Genomic DNA, 16,527 nt, shown 5'->3' with positions numbered 1-16,527 from the left:
CACTCCCTAGCGGGACCGCCACCGAAGCAGTCCGAGAGCGATCAGACCGCAGACCGCGCCCTGTGCGGCGTTGAGAACCACGATCGCGATCATGCCGGGCACCGGAGGCAGCTCCGCGCTGTCCAGGAACGGCTGGAGCGAGATGTTCAGCAGGAGTGCCAGGACGCCGTAGGCCACGCCGACGAACGCCAGCGTCTCCACCGGGCGGGGAAAGCGGCGCACAAGGGCGGCGCCGATCCACACGACGATGATCAACGCGGTGAAAACCAGGGGGCCCACCGGCTTCTTCAGCGGCCCGCCGTCGTACGCGCCGACGATGCTCAGCACCGGGCGCAGGAGCGAGAAGACACCCAGCGCGACGATCGTTGTCCAGGGCAGCGCGCGCAGGTCACCGCGGGACGACTCCTTGATGGCCATGCGCATGTTCCCCTTTCCGGCGCCTGGTCGAGGCGCTGCGGCGGTAACCGTCATGACGGATCACCCTTCGGCTTCAATATAGACAGTCTACATGTAGACAGGCAAGACTTGTCGAGGCTGCCGACCAGGGGCCGGGCGCTCCACCGCGCCTGCTCGCGCGGCGGCCGGTGATCACCGCGATGACCGGTTCACCTGACGGGAGCCGGGGGGTGTCCTCCCGTCAGGAGTGCTCGATGGCCACCCGGGGCAGCCGCTTGGCCAGTCCTTCGGGAAGCCACCAGGCGTAGCGGCCGAAGAGGTGCATGACCGCGGGCAGGACGAGGCAGCGGATGATCACGGCATCGACGAGGACCGCCACGGCCAGGCCGAAGCCGAACTGCATGAACATGCGGTCGCCGCTGAACATGAAGGCACCGAAAACCACGATCATGATGGCGCCGGCGGCGGTCACCACTTGGCCCGTGGTGGCCAGGCCCCGGCCGATCGCGAGGGCCGCGTCCTTGCCACGCTCCCACTCCTCGTGCATACGGGAGAGCAGGAAGACTTCGTAGTCCATGGAGAGTCCGAAGACGATCGCGAAGACCATCACCGGGACGTACGCCTCGATCGGCCCCTTCTCCACGCCCAGGGCACCGTTCTGGAATACCAGGGTCATCACCCCCATGGCGACGCCGACGCTGAGCAGGTTGAGAACCGCGGCCTTCAACGGGATCAGGATCGAACGGAACACCAGGAGCAGCAGAAGCATCGACAGGCCCACGACCACGGCGATGAACATCGGCAGCCGGGAGGCCACGGCGTCGGAGAAGTCCTCGGCGGAAGCGGTGCTTCCGCCCACCAGGAAGGTGGCGCCCGTCTTCGCGGCCACCGACGGAAGCACGTCGCCTCTCAGTTGGCCGACGAGGTCGTCGGTAGCGGCGTCCTGGGGGCGGAGGCCGGGAGGACGATGATTGTGGACAGGTCCTCACCCGCGGACTGTGGAGGCAGCGCGGCGGCGACCCCCTCGGCGCCTCGCAGTGCCATGCGCGCCTGGTCGGCCGCCGCGGTGTCGCCCTCGGCGATCACGATGAGCGGTCCGTTGAACCCGGCCCCGAACCCGTCGGCCAGCAGGTCGTACGCCTGGCGCGTGGTGGTGGAGGGGGCGTCGGTACCGGCGTCGGCGAAACCGAGCCGCATGTCGAGCGCGGGCAGCGAAAGGCCGGCGAGCAGCGCGGTCGGAATCAGAGCGGCTGCCCAGGCCCGCCGCCGGACGGCGCCGGACCAGCGGCTCCAGCGCTCACCACCGGTCCTCCTGCCCTTCTCGACGCGGCGGCTCACCTGCTTCTCGATCCGGCCGCCGAAGGTGGCCAGCAGGGCGGGCAGCAGCGTCAGCGACGCGACCATGGTGAGCAGCACGGTCAGGGCGACGGCCACGGCCACACCCTGCAGCGAGCCCAGGCCGAGCACGACGAGCCCGAGCAGGGCCACGATGACCGTGCAACCGGCGAAGAACACCGTGCGCCCCGCGGTGTCGATCGCCCTGATGGTGGCGGTCCGCCGGTCGGTGCCGTCGATCAGCTCGCCGCGGAAGCGGGAGAACACCAGCAGGGCGTAGTCGATGCCGACCCCGAGACCGACCAGCATCATCACCGGCGCCGTGAAGTTGGCGACGGTCGCCACATGCGAGGCGAGGACGATCAGGCCGAGGGTGGTGCCGACGGCGAAGAGCGCGATGGCCACGGGGAGGACGGCGGCGAAGAGGGACCCGAAGAGCAGGACGAGGATCACCAGGGCGGCGAGGATGCCGATACCCTCGGCGGAACCACTGTTCTCACTCTGGGCGGCCCGGACCGGGTCGCCTGACAATTCCACGCGCAGGCCGTCGGTACCGGCCTTCTGGGCGGTGTCGATGATCTTCCGGGCGTCCTTGGCCGGAATGTCCTCCGACTGCTTGTCGAGCGCCACCGTGGCATAGCCGACGGTGCCGTTCCCGGACAGCGCCCGGTTGTTCCGATAGGGGCTGACGACGCTGACGACGTGCGGTTCCTTCTCGACCCGCGCCAGCATCGACTCGACCCGCTCACGTATCCGCGTTGCGGCGAGCCCGTCGTTCGCCTCGAACACGATCGTGATGGTGGAGCCGGCCTGCGCGGGAGCCCGCTCCCGCAGGACGTCGAGCGCCTTCTGCGACTCGGTGCCCGGAAGTCCGACGTTGTTGCGGTAGTCGTCGCCGACCGCCTGGGAACCCAGGCTCACCGCCACCAGGATGACGATCCAGCCGACCAGCGCCCACCAGCGGCGGCGGTACGACATCTGGGCGACGCGTTCGAAGAGGCTCGGTCTCGCCGTCCCCGGCGCATCATCCACCCCGGTAGGGCTCTCTTGCGACGTGGCCACCGTGGTTCCACCTCCCCGATCCGTGGCATCGCCCGGATCACCATAGATAGGCTGTCTACATGTAGAGGATCGACATTAGCACGTGGAGTAGATTGTCTACATGATGTCTGAAGCGCTGCGGGGCCATCTGGACGCGCTGATCCTCGCGGCACTCGAAACAGAGCCCCTGCACGGATACGCGGTCATGGAGGCCCTACAGGTGAGCAGTGGCGGAGCTCTTGAGCTGCCGACCGGGTCGCTGTATCCCGCGCTGCGGCGACTCGAACGTGCGGGCTTCGTGGAGAGCGAGTGGAGCACGGTGAGCGGCCGTCGCCGTCGCACGTACCAACTCACCTCGGCCGGCAGGCGCGCGCTGGCCGACGAACGAACAAAATGGCGAGACTTCGCCGCCATGGTCGACGGAATCCTGCGTCCGGGATCGGCGACGGTCTGACGGCGGAGCGAGCGGTCGGCATGTGCGGTGGCCCTGCCGACGCCCGGGCGTGCCCGGGTGGCGGAGGACAGGTGGGCCGCGGGCGGCGACTGTCAAGTGCCGGGCGAATCCCCCGGATGTCGCACGCGACGACGGGGGCCGGCCGGAAGGGGCCCCGGCCCGGCGGTGGTCAGGCCGCCGTCAGACAGCGCCGGCCCGACACCGCGATGGCGACCAGCGGGATGCCCAGCAACAGGGCCGTCATCGGCAGACCCGTCACGCCCAGGAGCGACTCCGCGGCCGTGCTGTAGAACGTCAGCAGCGCACCCAGCACGGCGAACACGGCGCAGACGGCGAACGCGAAGAAACCGGCCGCACGGACGAGCCCGCGGCGTGGGCCCAGGTGGCGCACTCCGGAGCCGGTGGCGATCGCGACCGCCAGCGCCATGCCGATGGCGCCCCCACCGGTCCACCGCACCACGGAGTTGACCAGGTCGTACCCTGCGCCGTTGGCGGTGCCCGTGCCGTGGCCGACCAGACTCAGCAGCATCCACCAGGCAACCGGCTGGATCGTCAGGACGGCGCAGATCAGCACCGCGGTACGCCGGCCCTGAGCCAGCGCCAACTCGGTCTGGTAGTCGGGGGCGACGGTGGCGACGGGTCCGAAGTCGGCCACCGCACGCCGCTCGGCGCTCGCACGGTCCAGACCCGTCTCCTCGTACGCCTCGGCCGCGTCGATCAGCCCGTCACGTGCCTCTGCGAGCAGGTCGGCCTTGACCGTCCGCGGGCCGCACAAGGCTTCGTTCAACTCGGCGACGTATCGCTCGATCACCCGGGTCCCCCTGGAACTCCTTCGCCGCGTGCGTTCTCCCTGAGTGTAAGGATTTCGGGACACCCGCCGATCAGGGAAATCCCTGAGGTGCCCCTGAACCGGCCATCCTTCTCCCGGACGGGGCCTTCCGATAAAATGACAACCAATGATGGAAATCCGCCACGCGCCCGTGGCGCCGACCCGCACCCAGTGGCTGGCGTCCGGAGCCGCCATCGGTGCCCACCGCCACGACGACCATCAGATCGTCTACGCGGGCCGGGGAGTGCTGGCCGTGACGACCAGCACCGGCTCATGGATCGCGCCGGGCACACGCGCCATCTGGGTACCGGCCGGCACCGTGCACGCCCACCAGGCCCACGGCGAACTCGAACTGCATCTGGTCGGCCTGCCCGCGAGCGACAACCCGCTCGGCCTCGACGAGCCGACCGTACTGGCGGTCGCGCCGCTCCTGCGCGAGCTGATCCTCGTCTACACGCACACCCCGTACGACGACACTCCCGAACGCGGACGGCTACGGTCCGTCCTGCTCGACCAGCTCCGGACCTCGCCCCAACAGCCTCTGCACCTGCCCACCCCCACCGCCCCTCCGCTGAGGGCGCTGTGCGAGATCCTGCGGGCGGATCCGGCCGACAACCGCACCCTGGCCGCGCTCGGCCGAGAGGTCGGCGCCAGTGACCGCGCCCTCTCCCGCCTCTTCAAAGCCGACCTCGGCATGACCTTCCCGCAGTGGCGCACCCAACTGCGCCTCTATCAGGCACTGGTCCTGCTCGCCGACAACACCCCCGTGACCACCGTGGCACACAGATGCGGCTGGTCGTCCGCCAGCGCGTTCATCGATGTCTTCCGCCGTACCTTCGGACACACCCCCGGGACACATCTGCACCAGCCGTCGGCGCGGTTACGGTCACACTGAGCCTGCCCTGGTTGCGGACCGCCCCTGTGGGATGAGCCGGTCCCGCCGCACACCCGCCCGTACAACTACCCGGGAGAATGCCATGTTCACCGGCCTCAGTGCCTTTCCGCTCACCCCGATCACCGAAGCCGGTATCGACGAGAAGGCGTTCGCCGCTCTGGTCGGCCGGCTCGCCGCTGCCGGAGCCGACTCGATCGGGGCACTGGGCTCCACCGGGTCGTACGCCTACCTGACCCGCGAGGAACGCGCCCGCGCCGCCCGCATCGCCGTGGAACACGCCGGGCGGACCCCCGTCATCGTTGGCATCGGAGCACTGCGTACCCGGCACGTCCTGGAAGCCGCCGAGGACGCGCAGAACGCGGGGGTGTCCGGCGTGCTGCTGGCACCGCTCTCGTATCAACCACTGACCGAGGACGACGTGTTCGGGCTCTTCGCCGACGTCACCGCCAACCTCTCGGTCCCCCTGGTGGTCTACGACAACCCGGGCACCACCCACTTCACCTTCACCGACGAGCTCTACGCGCGGATCGCCGAACTGCCGCACGTGGCATCGGTCAAGATCCCGGGTGTCCCCGCCGACCCCGCGGCGGCCCGGGCACGTGTCCAGCGGCTGCGGCGGATCCTGCCCGGGACCGCGACGGTGGGCGTCAGCGGTGACGCCTTCGGGGCGACCGGGCTGAACGCCGGTTGCGACGCCTGGTATTCCGTGCTCGCCGGCACCTTCCCCGAACCGGCTCTGACGATCACACGGGCCGCGCAGTCCGGCAACGCCGAACAGGCCCGCGCGGAGTCGCGGCGCCTTCAGCCGCTGTGGGACCTCTTCGCCCGGCACGGTTCCCTGCGCGTGATCGCCGAAGCCGCCGCACAGGCCGGCCTCACCCCGCCCCACAGCCTCCCGCTGCCCCTGCGCGGCCTCGAAGCCGGCGACCGCGCCCAGCTCCGCGAGGTGCTCGAACACCTTGGACTCCACGCGTAGTCGGGGCAGCGCGCGAGAGAGGGCACGGCCCGCCGGTTCTCAACGTCGCCACCCCCTGCGCTCCGGGCGACGGGACACTGCTCATCGCGCTCACCGGCACCCCCGCACGGAGCCGTGCACTGGTCGGCTACGGGTCGGCGCGATGGGCTCGTGGCGGATTTACGGCATGGACAGGCGGAATACGGGAAGCGCGCCCAGAGTGCCCCCGCCCATCGTGAATGTGTGACAACGATCCAGAAAACAGGTACCCCCCGTGCGCCCGGTGGTCCACCCGGGCACTGGCGTCGCATGCGGGTCTGGGCCGGCGCCCATGCCGTCGACGACTTCTACCAGGGTCTCGTACCCGCCGCGGTCCCCTACTTCGTACTGCAGCGCGACTTCAGTTATGTGCAGGCTTCGGGGCTGGCACTCGCCGCGACGCTCGGCAGTGCGCTGCCGCAGGTGCCGATCGGACTGCTCGCCGACCGGTTCCGGCTGCGATGGATGTCGCCGCTGGGGATCAGCCTGGCGGGCATCGGGGCGGGCCTGTCCGGCCTGGCGCCCTCCTACCCGCTGGTTTTCGCCCTCCTGCTGATGGCGGGTGTCGGTATCGCGATGTTCCATCCGCCCGCGGGGCGCGACGCGCGCCGTGCGGCCAGGGGCAGTGCCACCGCGATGAGCTACTTCGCCGCGGGCGGCAGTGTGGGGTTCTTCATCGCCCCGGCGCTGGTCACACCGGCCCTGGACACCCTCGGGATGGGCGCGACCGCGCTTTTCATCCCACCTGCCGTCCTCATGGGTTTCGTCCTGCTGCGCCATCACCACCGCACGTCCGGTGCGGCGGTCGAGAAGGAGCAGCGCCAGGGCAAGGACCGGCCGGGCCGGTTCGCGGCCCTGACCGCCGTCGAGATCGTGCGGTCCACCATCTCGACCGGACTGAACACCTTCATCTCGCTGTACTGGATCCGCCACCTGGAGGCGAGCAGCGGTCTCGGTGGTCTCGCGCTGACGCTGGAACTCGGCGGCGGGGTGGCCGGCACGCTGCTCGGCGGGCGGCTGGCGGACCGCATCGGCATGGTGCGCACCGTACAGATCGGCAACGCCGCCATGCTTCCCGCCCTGTGGCTCATGCTGATCTGCGACGACAAATACGTCGCGCTGCCACTTGCGTTGCTGGTCGGCCTGATCTCGAACATCCCGTTCGCCGTCCTCATCAAGCTCGGCCAGGACTACCTGCCCAGCCGGCCAGGAACCGCCGCCGGCGTCACTCTCGGCCTCGCGATGAGCGCCGGCGGACTGTTCATGCCGCTGCTGGGCATCATCGCGACCCACTACGGTCCCCGAGGCGCACTCGCCGTGCTCGCCACCGTGCCGGTGCTCGCGATGCTGCTCTCCGCCTTCCTGCGCGAACCGGTCCAGGCCGAACCTGCGCCCGCCGAGGACACCCCCCTCACCGCCACCTGACCTTCCGACCGGACGCACGCTTCGCGCCCGGCCCGGACCGGCCCGGCGCGCGGTCCCATGGCGGGACGATCAGTCAGTCCTCCGCGAGCACCACGACCGTGTCACCCTCGCGCAGGGCCAGCGGCGCGGTCTTCGAGGGGTTGAGGCGCACCCCGTACAGCGGCGGTTCGTCGCTGTGTTCCGCGAGCCGGTAGCCGATGGCGGTCTCGCCGCGCTGCCGGGCCGCCTCGATCACGGTGGCGAAGTTCGCCTCGGTTCCCGGGAGGAGATAGCTCGGCGCCGGTTTGAGGTAGATCTCCGAACCCTCGGGGTCGAAGAGGTCGGCGAACACCGCGTCCAGCCGGCGGTTCTCGCTGAGCTGGGTGAGCAGCAGGCTGATCACCTTGGTGCTGACGATGAAGTCGTCCGCCTTGGTGACCTGCGCGACCTCACGGTTGGCGTCGTCGTTCATCTCCGTGACGATCGAGTACGGGTCGCCGAGCCGGATCTCGATGTCCCGCAGATGGAGCAGGGTGACCAGGGTGCGGTCGTCGGCCCGGCCGGGGTCGATCGTGTCGTCCGTGAGCACGACGATATGGCGATAGCCGTCCAGTTCCAGGGACTCCAGCGACGGCCGGCTGACCGGGTCGCAGTGTTTGAAGCCCACCGTCAGGTTGTCCAGTCCCCCGGTCAGGTCCTCCCCCGGCTGCCGGGGGGCCGCGATGTCCACCGCGGATCCGGGCTGCACCAGACGGTCGAGCAGCGAGACGATCTTCGCCGCACGGGGATTCCAGCCGATGATCAACGTCCGGTCGGGCAACGGCTCCGGAACCTCGGCCGTGGTGATCGCCGACCGTACGATCGTGGGCGGGCCCGCCGCGACCTCGATGAGCAGATCGTCCTCGGCGACCATCAGCAGCCGGTCACCGTCTTCGATGACGGTGTTCATCGACGGGTTGACCTGTATCTTGCCGTCCTCCCGTTGCAGGCCGACGGGGACGCCGCGTTCGAAGGCCGTCAGCGATTCCCCGTAGGTGGCACCGGCCAGTGCCGGCTCGCTCCAGGGGTAGATCTCGTTGCCCATGAAGCTGAGCAGTTCGTTGAAGACGGTGGACAGCCCGGACTGCCGGTGTGCCTGCACGATCAGCCGTACGGCGATGTCGTCGACGTCGATCACCAGCGCCGCATCGCCCGCGGCCAGCCGGGCCGCCGCCAGGTTGGTCGAGTTCTGCACCGCGGCCACCACGTTGGGGCGCCGCCCCGGCCATCTACGGTTGTTGAGCAGCAACAGCACCTTGATGACGTCGATATCGCTGTCTTCGGTGAGCGGCGGCAGCACCATGATCGCCTTGGCGGTGTCCGGGCTGACCAGTTCCAGGTCCTCGCGCTGCAGGGGGCTGCCGGAGCGGCAGATCACCCGGGTCTTCCCGGTGTTCGGGATGCGCCGCCGGATCTCGTCGTCCATGTCGACCTTGTCCCGGTCGGCGAGGATCACCACGCAGGAGCGCCGCTCGCTCTGATTGGCCTCCACCAACTCGGCGATCACCGTGAAGATCTGGTCCGACCAGCCGAGCACGATGGTGTGACCGCGCTCGATCAGTTGTGACTTGCCCTTGCGCAGTTCCTGGATATGGGTCTCCAGACCGGTCGTGATCACACCGATCAGCGCGCTGACGATGAAGATCCCGCCGATGGTCACCGTGAGCATGAGGATCAGGAACGGCGGCTGCCCGGTGTCCCCGCCCATCGTGCCCGGGTCGAGGGTGCGCAGCAGACTCATCCAGACGACGCCCGGCCAGCCGCCGTTCTCCTCCGTGTCCTGGCGGGCCAGCACCACCACCGTGCTGGAGACCAGGGTGATCAGTGCCAACGAGGCCAGCCCCAGCCAACCGATCAGCGCCGGGGTGCCGCGGTCCATCGTTCCGTCGAACCAGTACCGCAGCCGCTCCCGCAGCGTCTTGCGCATGCCGAAATCCTCCATGTCTCCATCCGCCGCCGTACCCAACAGGGTTCTCCGGACGGCGTGTTACCCATCAGAGGGTGTCGCCCCGCCCCTGACCACGCCAATCGCGGTGACAAAGTCACGCAGAACGCGGCACGGATCCCTGGAACAGCCGATGCCGCACAACCATTCGCCGCACCCATCTGTCACACCAGGCGTCCGTCAGAAGACTTCCAACGAACGGAAGGGTGTATGCGACATGTCGTTTCCTGGACGGCGTCGGCGCTTCGGCGCCTTGACCGCCATCGCGGTCGCCCTGCTCGGCGTGGGGCTCATCGGCGCCCCCGCCCAGGCCGAACCATCGGGCAGCAGCGCCGCGCGGCACAGTCCTGAACTGAACTTCACCGTCTCCCGGGACAAGATCGGTCTGCCGCAACCACTGGTCTACCCGGGCGACCCGGCGCAGATCGGCTGGGGTCTGCCCGGCGATCCCGACGGGGGCACCGCGGAGGATGTGGTCGTCACCATCGATGTGTCCGGCATCTCCGCCTTCGCCGACGTCATGGGCGTCAGTTGCCCCGGGAACCTGTGTTCCTGGCCGGTCAGGGACATCGAGGCGGACGGTTTCGCCGGCGGCCTCCTGGAGCTGCTGGCCAAGCCGGACGCTCCGCTCGGCACCACGGGGACCGCCCGGCTCACCGCGACGTCCTCCAACGCGACGATCGCGTCCCTCACCGTGCAGGTCACCGTCGGCACCGTGGAACTGGTCGTCAACCGGCTGCCGCAGAAGGACGGTGCGGAGCCCGGCACTTCGCTCGAAGCACCCATCACCGTCGCCAACATGGGCTCGCTCCCGGCGTCCGGCGTGGAACTGAAGCTGACCACCACCCAGGGCCTCGGCTTCGCACCGCGGTTCGCCAACTGCGCCTACGGCACGACCGACGACCTGCCCTCCGGTCATGGGCGGACGCTGGACTCCGCCGTGTGCCGGATCGGCACACCGGTCGAACCGGGCAAGCGCTACCGGCTGTCGACCTCCGTGGGCCTCGATGTCAAGGGGACGGCGCTCTTCGAGTTCCTGGACTACCGGGTGAAGCCGCTGACCGACACCGCCCCCACCACCGCGGACCCGCGCGACGGCGGATCCAGGAGCTCCGGCCAGAGCGGCGAAGCACCTGTGCTCACGCTGGTGCCGGACGGCGAAGCGCCCCCGCCCGGCACCGTGACGGAACAGGGGATGTGGAAGATCAACGCCGCCAACACCGCCGATCTCGCTGTCACCGGCGACTCCGTCACCGCCGAGGCCGGCCCCGGCACGGAGGTGACGCTGACGGCGAAGCTCCGTAACGACGGGCCCGCCACCTTCGACCTCCTCACCTCCGACGACCAGATCGGGCTGCTGGTCGACATTCCCGAGGGCACCACGGCGGTGAAGGTCCCCGACCGCTGCCGCCTCTGGACCGACCTCGGAACGGACGAACCCCGCCCCGGAGCCCCGCAGTACATGTGCGCGACCCGCTCGCCGTTCGCCGTGGGCCAGGCCGTGGACCTACCGTTCACGCTGCGCGTCACCGAGGACGCACCGGCCACCACCCGCGCCACGATGCGCACCATGTCGGTGAACGGCGGGGAGCTGACGTTCGACACCCACCAGGCCAACAACACCGCCCAGTTCACGGTGCGGGTGAAGAACGTCGGGGGCAGCGGCGGGGCGCCCGGCCCGGACGGCGCCGCCGGCGGAAACGGCAAGCAGCCACACACCCAGACCATCAGTGCACCCCGGACCGCCCCGGTCGCCCCGGGCATGCTGGCCGCCACGGGCACCGGCGGCGCGTCGGCCGCCCTCTGGGCGAGCGGCGCGGCGCTCGCCGCGGGCGCCGCGCTCCTGGCCGCCACCCGCGGACGCGGACACCGCACCGCCGACTGACCCTGGGCATCGGAGGCCGGCCCCGCCGTTCCTCGGCCGGCCTCAGCGCCGCTCAGGCCCCGGAGGCGCCTGCTTGTCCCGACGGTCCTCGGACGGGTGTTTCCGGGGCGCGGGGCTGTCCGTATCAAGATCCCGTAGATCCGTGCCGCCCTCCAGCACGTCAGTTGCGGGACTCCCGGCCCGACGGCCGCTCACGGTTGCAGGTCAGTGCCGGATTCCCACCGGCTTCCTCTGACCGCCGTCGCCTTGTTGCTCCGGCCATCCTTCCACCCTCTTCTCCCCGCTGTCAGCAAGAGGGCACTTTGCCGGAAACCCGAAGGAACGCGATATGGCCAGGTCATCGCCGCGACGGGAACCAGGAAGCCGGTGTGAGGACGACCTACGACAGGCCGCCGTCGCGGGTGGTCACCACCCACCAGCACCCCGCCGAACTGATGCTCGCCCTCGGCCTGAAGGACCGCAGGGTGGGCACCACCTCCCCGACTCGGCCCACCCGCCGAAGTCCTCGCACCCCAACTGCCGGCCGACGTGTACCAGGTCACGGGCGAGGCTCAGGACGCATTGACGTGGGCACGCCATTGCCATACGTTCCGGGAGCGCTCTCAGCCGCCCCGTCGATCCCGGAGCCGCCCATGTGGATAACGTTGTCAGTCCGGATGCGTCATCTGGTGGCGCTGCTCGCCGTGGCGCTTCCCGCTGCCCTGAACCCACAAGCCGTGACCCCGGCTGCGGCCGTGACCCCGGCCGCGGGCGCCGCCCCGACCGCGGCCATCTGCAACACGTACTGCGACGCGCGCGACCCCGCGCTCTCGCCACAGGACCGTGCCCCCGTCTCCACCACGCTCTTCTCCCGCTCGATCGTTCTCCACTTCGACGACCAGGACGCGATGGGCTGGGCCTCGACGGACAACGGCAGCCCCGGCGACGAGGTCTGGCTCGACCGGTCCTTCGACGGCGGGCGCACCTGGAGTTCCGGCAGCCGCCTCGGTGCCACCACCGTGCCCGCCGGACAGCGCGGCTGGCGCACGCTCATGTACAACGTGGACGACTGGAACACCAACGGGGTCGGCGCGCTGCGCGCCTGCGGCAAGGCAGGCGACCGTACGGACATCGCCTGCACACCCTGGGCGCGTACGACCTGGAACGCGTGGGACCGCCGGACGGCCGCGGCCACGGCGCAGATGCAGTTCTACAACAACGGCACCGGGCTGTTCGACACCACCGGCTGGTGGAACTCGGCCAACGCGCTCACCGCGGTCATCGACAACATCCGCGTTTCGGGAATGCCCAGCTACCGCTACGCCATCGCCCGCACCTACGATCGCCAACTGAACGCGCAGGGAGGCCAGTTCCGCAACGACTACATCGATGACACCGGGTGGTGGGGGCTGGCTTGGATCGCCGCGTACGACGCGACCGGCGACAGCCGGTATCTGAACACCGCGCGCGCGGACGCCGATCACATGGCGTCCTACTGGGACGGTGTCTGCGGCGGCGGTGTGTGGTGGAGCACCGCGAAGACCTACAAGAACGCCATCGCCAACTCCCTCTACATCCAGCTCAACGCGGCACTGCACAACCGTGTCCCCGGCGACACCGTCTATCTGGGCCGGGCCCGCGCAGGCTGGTCGTGGTTCCAGGGGACCGGGATGGTCAACAGTTCGCGCCTGGTGAACGACGGCATCGATCTGTCCACCTGCCGCAACAACGGCGCCGCCGTCTGGTCGTACAACCAGGGTGTGCTGCTCGGAGCGCTCACGGAGCTGAACCGAGCCACCCAGGAGGCCGCTCTCCTCACCACGGCGCGACAGATCGCCGACGCGGCCACCACCTCCTCGTCCCTGAACACCGGCGGCATCCTGCGCGACCCGTGCGAGGGCGGTGACTGCGGGGCCGACGGCCCGTCCTTCAAGGGCGCGCACGTACGCGGGCTCGGCAAGCTCAACGCGGCTCTCGCCGACCATCCCTACACGGCGTATCTGTCCAGGCAGGCGGAGGCCGCGTACGCCCGTGACCGCAATCCGCTCGGCCAGTACGGGCTGCGCTGGAACGGACCGCTCGACACGACGGACGCGGCACGCCAGCAGAGCGCGCTCGACCTGCTGAACGCGGCGCCCTGACAGCCCTGTCCTTGGCTCCGATCCAGGGCAGGACCCCCAGCAGGGCGCTCCTGGAGAAAGCCCACGTGCCACCCGAAGCGGCCACACCGGCGACCACAGCCCCGACGGTTTGCGTCCCGCGGCTCCGCCCGCTCCCGTAAAGTCCGTGGCGCGATCGCTCCATCAGGGCCGAGCACGGTCGACCAGGAGAGGAACCATGGACGCCGAAGCCACCTCCGACTCGCTCACGCGGGTACCCGCAACGGGACGAGCCGTCCCCGAGGCCGAGCCCGAACTCGTGCGGCGGTGGCGGTCGGAGGGCGGTGAACTGGTCGAACTGCTGTCCCAGGTGCGCGAGCGGTTCGGCGGCGTCGCCGCGTTCCGCGTCGGGCCGGCGCCTACCGTTCTCGTCACCGACCCGGGGGCCGTACAGCATGTACTCGCCCGGCACCCGGACCGGTACGTCAAGCGCTCCCACCGCGCCCGACTGCTGATCGGTGACGGAGTCCTCTCCGCCACCGGTGCGGCCTGGAAGTCCCAACGCCGCCTGTTGCAGTCCCAGTTCACCGGCCCCGGCATGCGCCGCTACGAACACCGGATCACCGGGGCCGCCCGGACCACCGCCGAACGCTGGGACGGATACGCCCGTACCGGACAGACCTTCGACGTCGGGCGCGAGATGCGCCGCTTCGCCCTGGACGCGATCTGGCGCTCCCTCACCGGACACCCCCTGGACGACGGGACCGAGCGCGAACTGGACGCCGTGGCCGCCGTGGCGACCGCCCTCCCCACTCTGCCCGCCGACGTGACCGACTCCCACGACGCCGTCGCCGCCGATCTCGCCCGGATCGACGCGGTCGCCCGGCACGCCGTCGAGGCCGCCCGCGGCGGGGCGGCCGGTCCCGACGGGCCCGGCCTTCTGCACGTTCTGACCGACGCCGCCGCCGAACGCCCCGAGTACACCGACCGGCTGATCCGCGACGAGATGGTCACACTGCTGGTGGCCGGGCACGAGACCACCGCCACCACCCTGACCTGGCTCTATCTGCTCCTCGACCGGCACCCCGCCGCCCGCGAACAAGCCCTCGCCGCCGGCGGCGAGGGCTCGGAGCAGCGTCGCCAGGCCGTTCAGGCCCTGGTCCACGAGACGCTCCGGCTCTACCCCTCCGCCTGGATCCTGCCGCGCCACGCCGCCGAGGACGACACCCTCGCCGGGTACACCGTCGAGGCGGGGACCGACATCCTGGTCTGCCCCTACCTCACCCACCGCGACCCCGAACTGTGGCCGGACCCGGAGCACTTCGCCCCCGAGCGCTTCACCACCCCCGACGGCCGGCCCGCCCACCCGGGGGCCTACTTCCCCTTCGGTATCGGCCCTCGCGCCTGCCTCGGTCTCCAGTTCGCGCTCCGCGAATCGACCGTCCTCCTCGAACACCTGCTGCCTGCCCACACCTTGGCCTTCTCCGCCACCCCGGCGAAGGCGCTGTTCGGCATCACGGTCCGCCCCGACGGCCCCACCCCCGCGACCTCGGTACGTCCCCGTACCTGAAGCGAGCGTGCCGGTGTCGGCCCCCCGAGACAGACCGTCCGGCCATGAGCGCGCTTGACGAAGTACCGCACGGCGGACCGCGGGTGAGGTCCGCCGTGTGCGTCACCAGGGCACTTCGCCCGCGTCCTCGAAGAACCTGCCGGTCGGGCCGTCGTCGGGCAGGGTCGCGAGTTTGACGGCGATCGCCGCGCCCTGTTCGGGGGTGCGTACGCCCTGGAAGCCGTTGAGGTCGGTCGCGACATAGCCGGGACAGCAGGCGTTGATCAGGATGTTCGTGCCGCTCAGCTCCCGGACGTACTGGAGCGTGACGGCGTTCAGGAACGTCTTCGACGGCGAGTACGCCGCGGACACCGGGCCCACCGTCCGCTCGGCGTCGGTTCCCGACTGCCGGGTGAGGGAGCCGACGCTGCTCGACATGTTCACGATCCGCGGCGAGGCGGAGCGGCGCAGCAGCGGCAGCATCGCGTTGGTGACGCGGATGACGCCGATCACGTTGGTCTCCACGACCGTCCGGATGGTGGCGGGGTCGACCTGGGTGGGTTCCTGTGGCATGCCGCCGGTGATGCCGGCGTTGTTGACGAGGACGTCGAGGCGCCCGGCCTGTTCCTCGATCAGGTGTGCGGCGGCGGTCACGCTCGCGTCGTCGGTCAGGTCCAGCGGTACGCCGGACGCGTCGACACCGTCCGCGCGCAGTCGTTCCACCGCGGCGGTACGGCGCTGATCGTCGCGGGCACCGACACCGACACTCCAGCCCAGGGCGCCCAGGCCCTTCGCGATCTCGTAGCCGATTCCCTTGTTCGCGCCGGTGACCAGCGCAATCGTTCGTTCGCTCATGGGGCCATGCTGCCCTCGGCCTCCAGCCCGGCCGACGAGACGCGCTGGTCCGGAGGAGTTCAACCTGCGGGAACGGAAGGGCCGGCTCGATCGCTCGGGCGGCCTGCCCGCGCCACCCCGGGAACCGGCCGGGAACCGGCCAGGAACCGATCCGCGGCGCGACCGTCTCCGACAGGTGGCATACGCCTTCCGCGCTCACGTCGCATGCCGTGCCACTTGGCCGGGTTGGATCGGTACTGGAAGGGACAGCAGCCCGCCGCGTCGGACCACCCCACAGGGAGCTGACGATGCGTCAGAGATGTCAGCACGAGGTCGGCATCGGTATCGCCGGACCCCACTCCGGAGCGCGCAACCAACCAGCTCTTGGACAACCAGATCCTTCCGGCGCTGGAAACCCGCAGGATCAACACCTTCAGCTCCACCGTCATCGAAGACTTCATCATGGGGATGGAGGAACGCGAGGTCGGACTGGCCACCCAGCAGAACGCGTTCGGCGCCCTCAAGAAGGTCCTCCTCGATGCTCATCGACCCTCAAACAAGTGGCATCCGACGGGCTACGCATCGCCATCGACCTTATGTCTGGTTGCGGCCATCGCAACGGAGAAGCGTATGCGGCCAACCTGGAGCGAATGGTCGCGGACGACGTCTACCGCATAACAGAGCAAATCGATGGAGTGCTCCGTGAGTCCGCTCGCCTGAAGCACTGCAAGCCGGGCGAGTTCCGAGAGGCTCCTATTGATCAGAAACTCATGGGGTTCTCGTTCAGGGCGTAACGGAGGTGTGTGCCGCGCCGTACGCGAATCCGCGTCCCGTCGGCCTCGGGGCCGT

The 16,527-nt window shown here is 70.0% G+C and carries 12 protein-coding genes, 1 pseudogene and 1 riboswitch; of the genes and pseudogenes, 8 read left to right on the top strand and 5 right to left on the bottom strand.

All coding sequences use genetic code 11. The features are described 5' to 3' along the window. Nucleotides 1-6: 6 nt before the first annotated feature. Nucleotides 7-417: a hypothetical protein gene (locus tag ACIO3P_RS25965; RefSeq protein ID WP_329825137.1), complete on the bottom strand. Its 411-nt coding sequence runs from the start codon at nt 415-417 to the stop codon at nt 7-9. Nucleotides 418-637: 220 nt separating this feature from the next. Continuing rightward, nucleotides 638-2,709: pseudogene (locus ACIO3P_RS25960) on the bottom strand (MMPL family transporter). A 184-nt stretch (nt 2,710-2,893) separates the two neighbouring features. Between ACIO3P_RS25960 and ACIO3P_RS25955 the strand changes: the two are divergent. Next, complete coding sequence (locus ACIO3P_RS25955; RefSeq protein ID WP_329825136.1) at nt 2,894-3,226, top strand: PadR family transcriptional regulator; 333 nt, start codon at nt 2,894-2,896, stop codon at nt 3,224-3,226. A 169-nt stretch (nt 3,227-3,395) separates the two neighbouring features. Here ACIO3P_RS25955 and ACIO3P_RS25950 read toward each other — a convergent pair whose 3' ends face one another. After that, on the bottom strand, nt 3,396-4,037 hold the full coding sequence (locus ACIO3P_RS25950) for a permease prefix domain 1-containing protein (RefSeq protein WP_401790455.1): 642 nt from the start codon (nt 4,035-4,037) through the stop codon (nt 3,396-3,398). A 145-nt stretch (nt 4,038-4,182) separates the two neighbouring features. Here ACIO3P_RS25950 and ACIO3P_RS25945 point away from each other — a divergent pair, with 145 nt between their 5' ends. The 3 genes from ACIO3P_RS25945 to ACIO3P_RS25935 all read left to right on the top strand — a co-directional run bounded on the left by ACIO3P_RS25945 (nt 4,183) and on the right by ACIO3P_RS25935 (nt 7,369). Beyond that, a complete protein-coding gene (locus tag ACIO3P_RS25945) occupies nt 4,183-4,950 on the top strand; it encodes an AraC family transcriptional regulator (protein WP_401853970.1) in 768 nt (255 codons plus the stop codon). A gap of 82 nt (nt 4,951-5,032) precedes the next feature. Beyond that, entirely contained in the window at nt 5,033-5,926 is an 894-nt protein-coding gene (locus tag ACIO3P_RS25940; protein WP_401853973.1) for a dihydrodipicolinate synthase family protein, read from the top strand. Nucleotides 5,927-6,214: 288 nt separating this feature from the next. Next, entirely contained in the window at nt 6,215-7,369 is a 1,155-nt protein-coding gene (locus ACIO3P_RS25935; RefSeq protein ID WP_401853976.1) for an MFS transporter, read from the top strand. 73 nt (nt 7,370-7,442) lie between these two features. On the opposite strand, the gene ACIO3P_RS25930 is transcribed toward ACIO3P_RS25935, so the two are convergent. Next, nucleotides 7,443-9,314 (bottom strand): CASTOR/POLLUX-related putative ion channel, encoded by a 1,872-nt coding sequence (locus tag ACIO3P_RS25930; protein WP_329825131.1) that lies wholly within the window; start codon nt 9,312-9,314, stop codon nt 7,443-7,445. A 235-nt stretch (nt 9,315-9,549) separates the two neighbouring features. Between ACIO3P_RS25930 and ACIO3P_RS25925 the strand changes: the two genes are divergently transcribed. From ACIO3P_RS25925 to ACIO3P_RS25915, 3 genes are all read left to right on the top strand, one after another. Then, nucleotides 9,550-11,217 (top strand): hypothetical protein, encoded by a 1,668-nt coding sequence (locus tag ACIO3P_RS25925; RefSeq protein WP_401853981.1) that lies wholly within the window; start codon nt 9,550-9,552, stop codon nt 11,215-11,217. Nucleotides 11,218-11,387: 170 nt separating this feature from the next. After that, a riboswitch (cobalamin riboswitch) is annotated at nt 11,388-11,447 on the bottom strand. 426 nt (nt 11,448-11,873) lie between these two features. Next, nucleotides 11,874-13,337 (top strand): glycoside hydrolase family 76 protein, encoded by a 1,464-nt coding sequence (locus tag ACIO3P_RS25920; protein ID WP_401854055.1) that lies wholly within the window; start codon nt 11,874-11,876, stop codon nt 13,335-13,337. Between the two features lie 196 nt (nt 13,338-13,533). Next, nucleotides 13,534-14,865, top strand: coding sequence for a cytochrome P450 (locus ACIO3P_RS25915; protein WP_401853984.1), 1,332 nt, complete (start codon nt 13,534-13,536; stop codon nt 14,863-14,865). A 102-nt stretch (nt 14,866-14,967) separates the two neighbouring features. On the opposite strand, the gene ACIO3P_RS25910 is transcribed toward ACIO3P_RS25915, so the two are convergent. Further along, complete coding sequence (locus tag ACIO3P_RS25910; RefSeq protein WP_401853987.1) at nt 14,968-15,699, bottom strand: SDR family oxidoreductase; 732 nt, start codon at nt 15,697-15,699, stop codon at nt 14,968-14,970. A 363-nt stretch (nt 15,700-16,062) separates the two neighbouring features. Here ACIO3P_RS25910 and ACIO3P_RS25905 point away from each other — a divergent pair, with 363 nt between their 5' ends. Continuing rightward, nucleotides 16,063-16,356, top strand: coding sequence for a hypothetical protein (locus tag ACIO3P_RS25905; RefSeq protein ID WP_329825848.1), 294 nt, complete (start codon nt 16,063-16,065; stop codon nt 16,354-16,356). Nucleotides 16,357-16,527: the final 171 nt, after the last annotated feature.

Source organism: Streptomyces sp. NPDC087310 (assembly GCF_044744405.1).
Taxonomy (GTDB): Bacteria; Actinomycetota; Actinomycetes; order Streptomycetales; family Streptomycetaceae; genus Streptomyces.
This window is presented reverse-complemented; position numbering and strand designations above follow the sequence as displayed.

Coding starts and splice junctions, on each gene's coding strand:
- ACIO3P_RS25965 (WP_329825137.1), bottom strand. CDS start 417: ATGGCCATCAAGGAGTCGTCCCGCGGTGACCTGCGCGCGCTGCCCTGG.
- ACIO3P_RS25955 (WP_329825136.1), top strand. CDS start 2,894: ATGATGTCTGAAGCGCTGCGGGGCCATCTGGACGCGCTGATCCTCGCG.
- ACIO3P_RS25945 (WP_401853970.1), top strand. CDS start 4,183: ATGATGGAAATCCGCCACGCGCCCGTGGCGCCGACCCGCACCCAGTGG.
- ACIO3P_RS25940 (WP_401853973.1), top strand. CDS start 5,033: ATGTTCACCGGCCTCAGTGCCTTTCCGCTCACCCCGATCACCGAAGCC.
- ACIO3P_RS25935 (WP_401853976.1), top strand. CDS start 6,215: ATGCGGGTCTGGGCCGGCGCCCATGCCGTCGACGACTTCTACCAGGGT.
- ACIO3P_RS25930 (WP_329825131.1), bottom strand. CDS start 9,314: ATGCGCAAGACGCTGCGGGAGCGGCTGCGGTACTGGTTCGACGGAACG.
- ACIO3P_RS25925 (WP_401853981.1), top strand. CDS start 9,550: ATGTCGTTTCCTGGACGGCGTCGGCGCTTCGGCGCCTTGACCGCCATC.
- ACIO3P_RS25920 (WP_401854055.1), top strand. CDS start 11,874: ATGCGTCATCTGGTGGCGCTGCTCGCCGTGGCGCTTCCCGCTGCCCTG.
- ACIO3P_RS25915 (WP_401853984.1), top strand. CDS start 13,534: ATGGACGCCGAAGCCACCTCCGACTCGCTCACGCGGGTACCCGCAACG.
- ACIO3P_RS25910 (WP_401853987.1), bottom strand. CDS start 15,699: ATGAGCGAACGAACGATTGCGCTGGTCACCGGCGCGAACAAGGGAATC.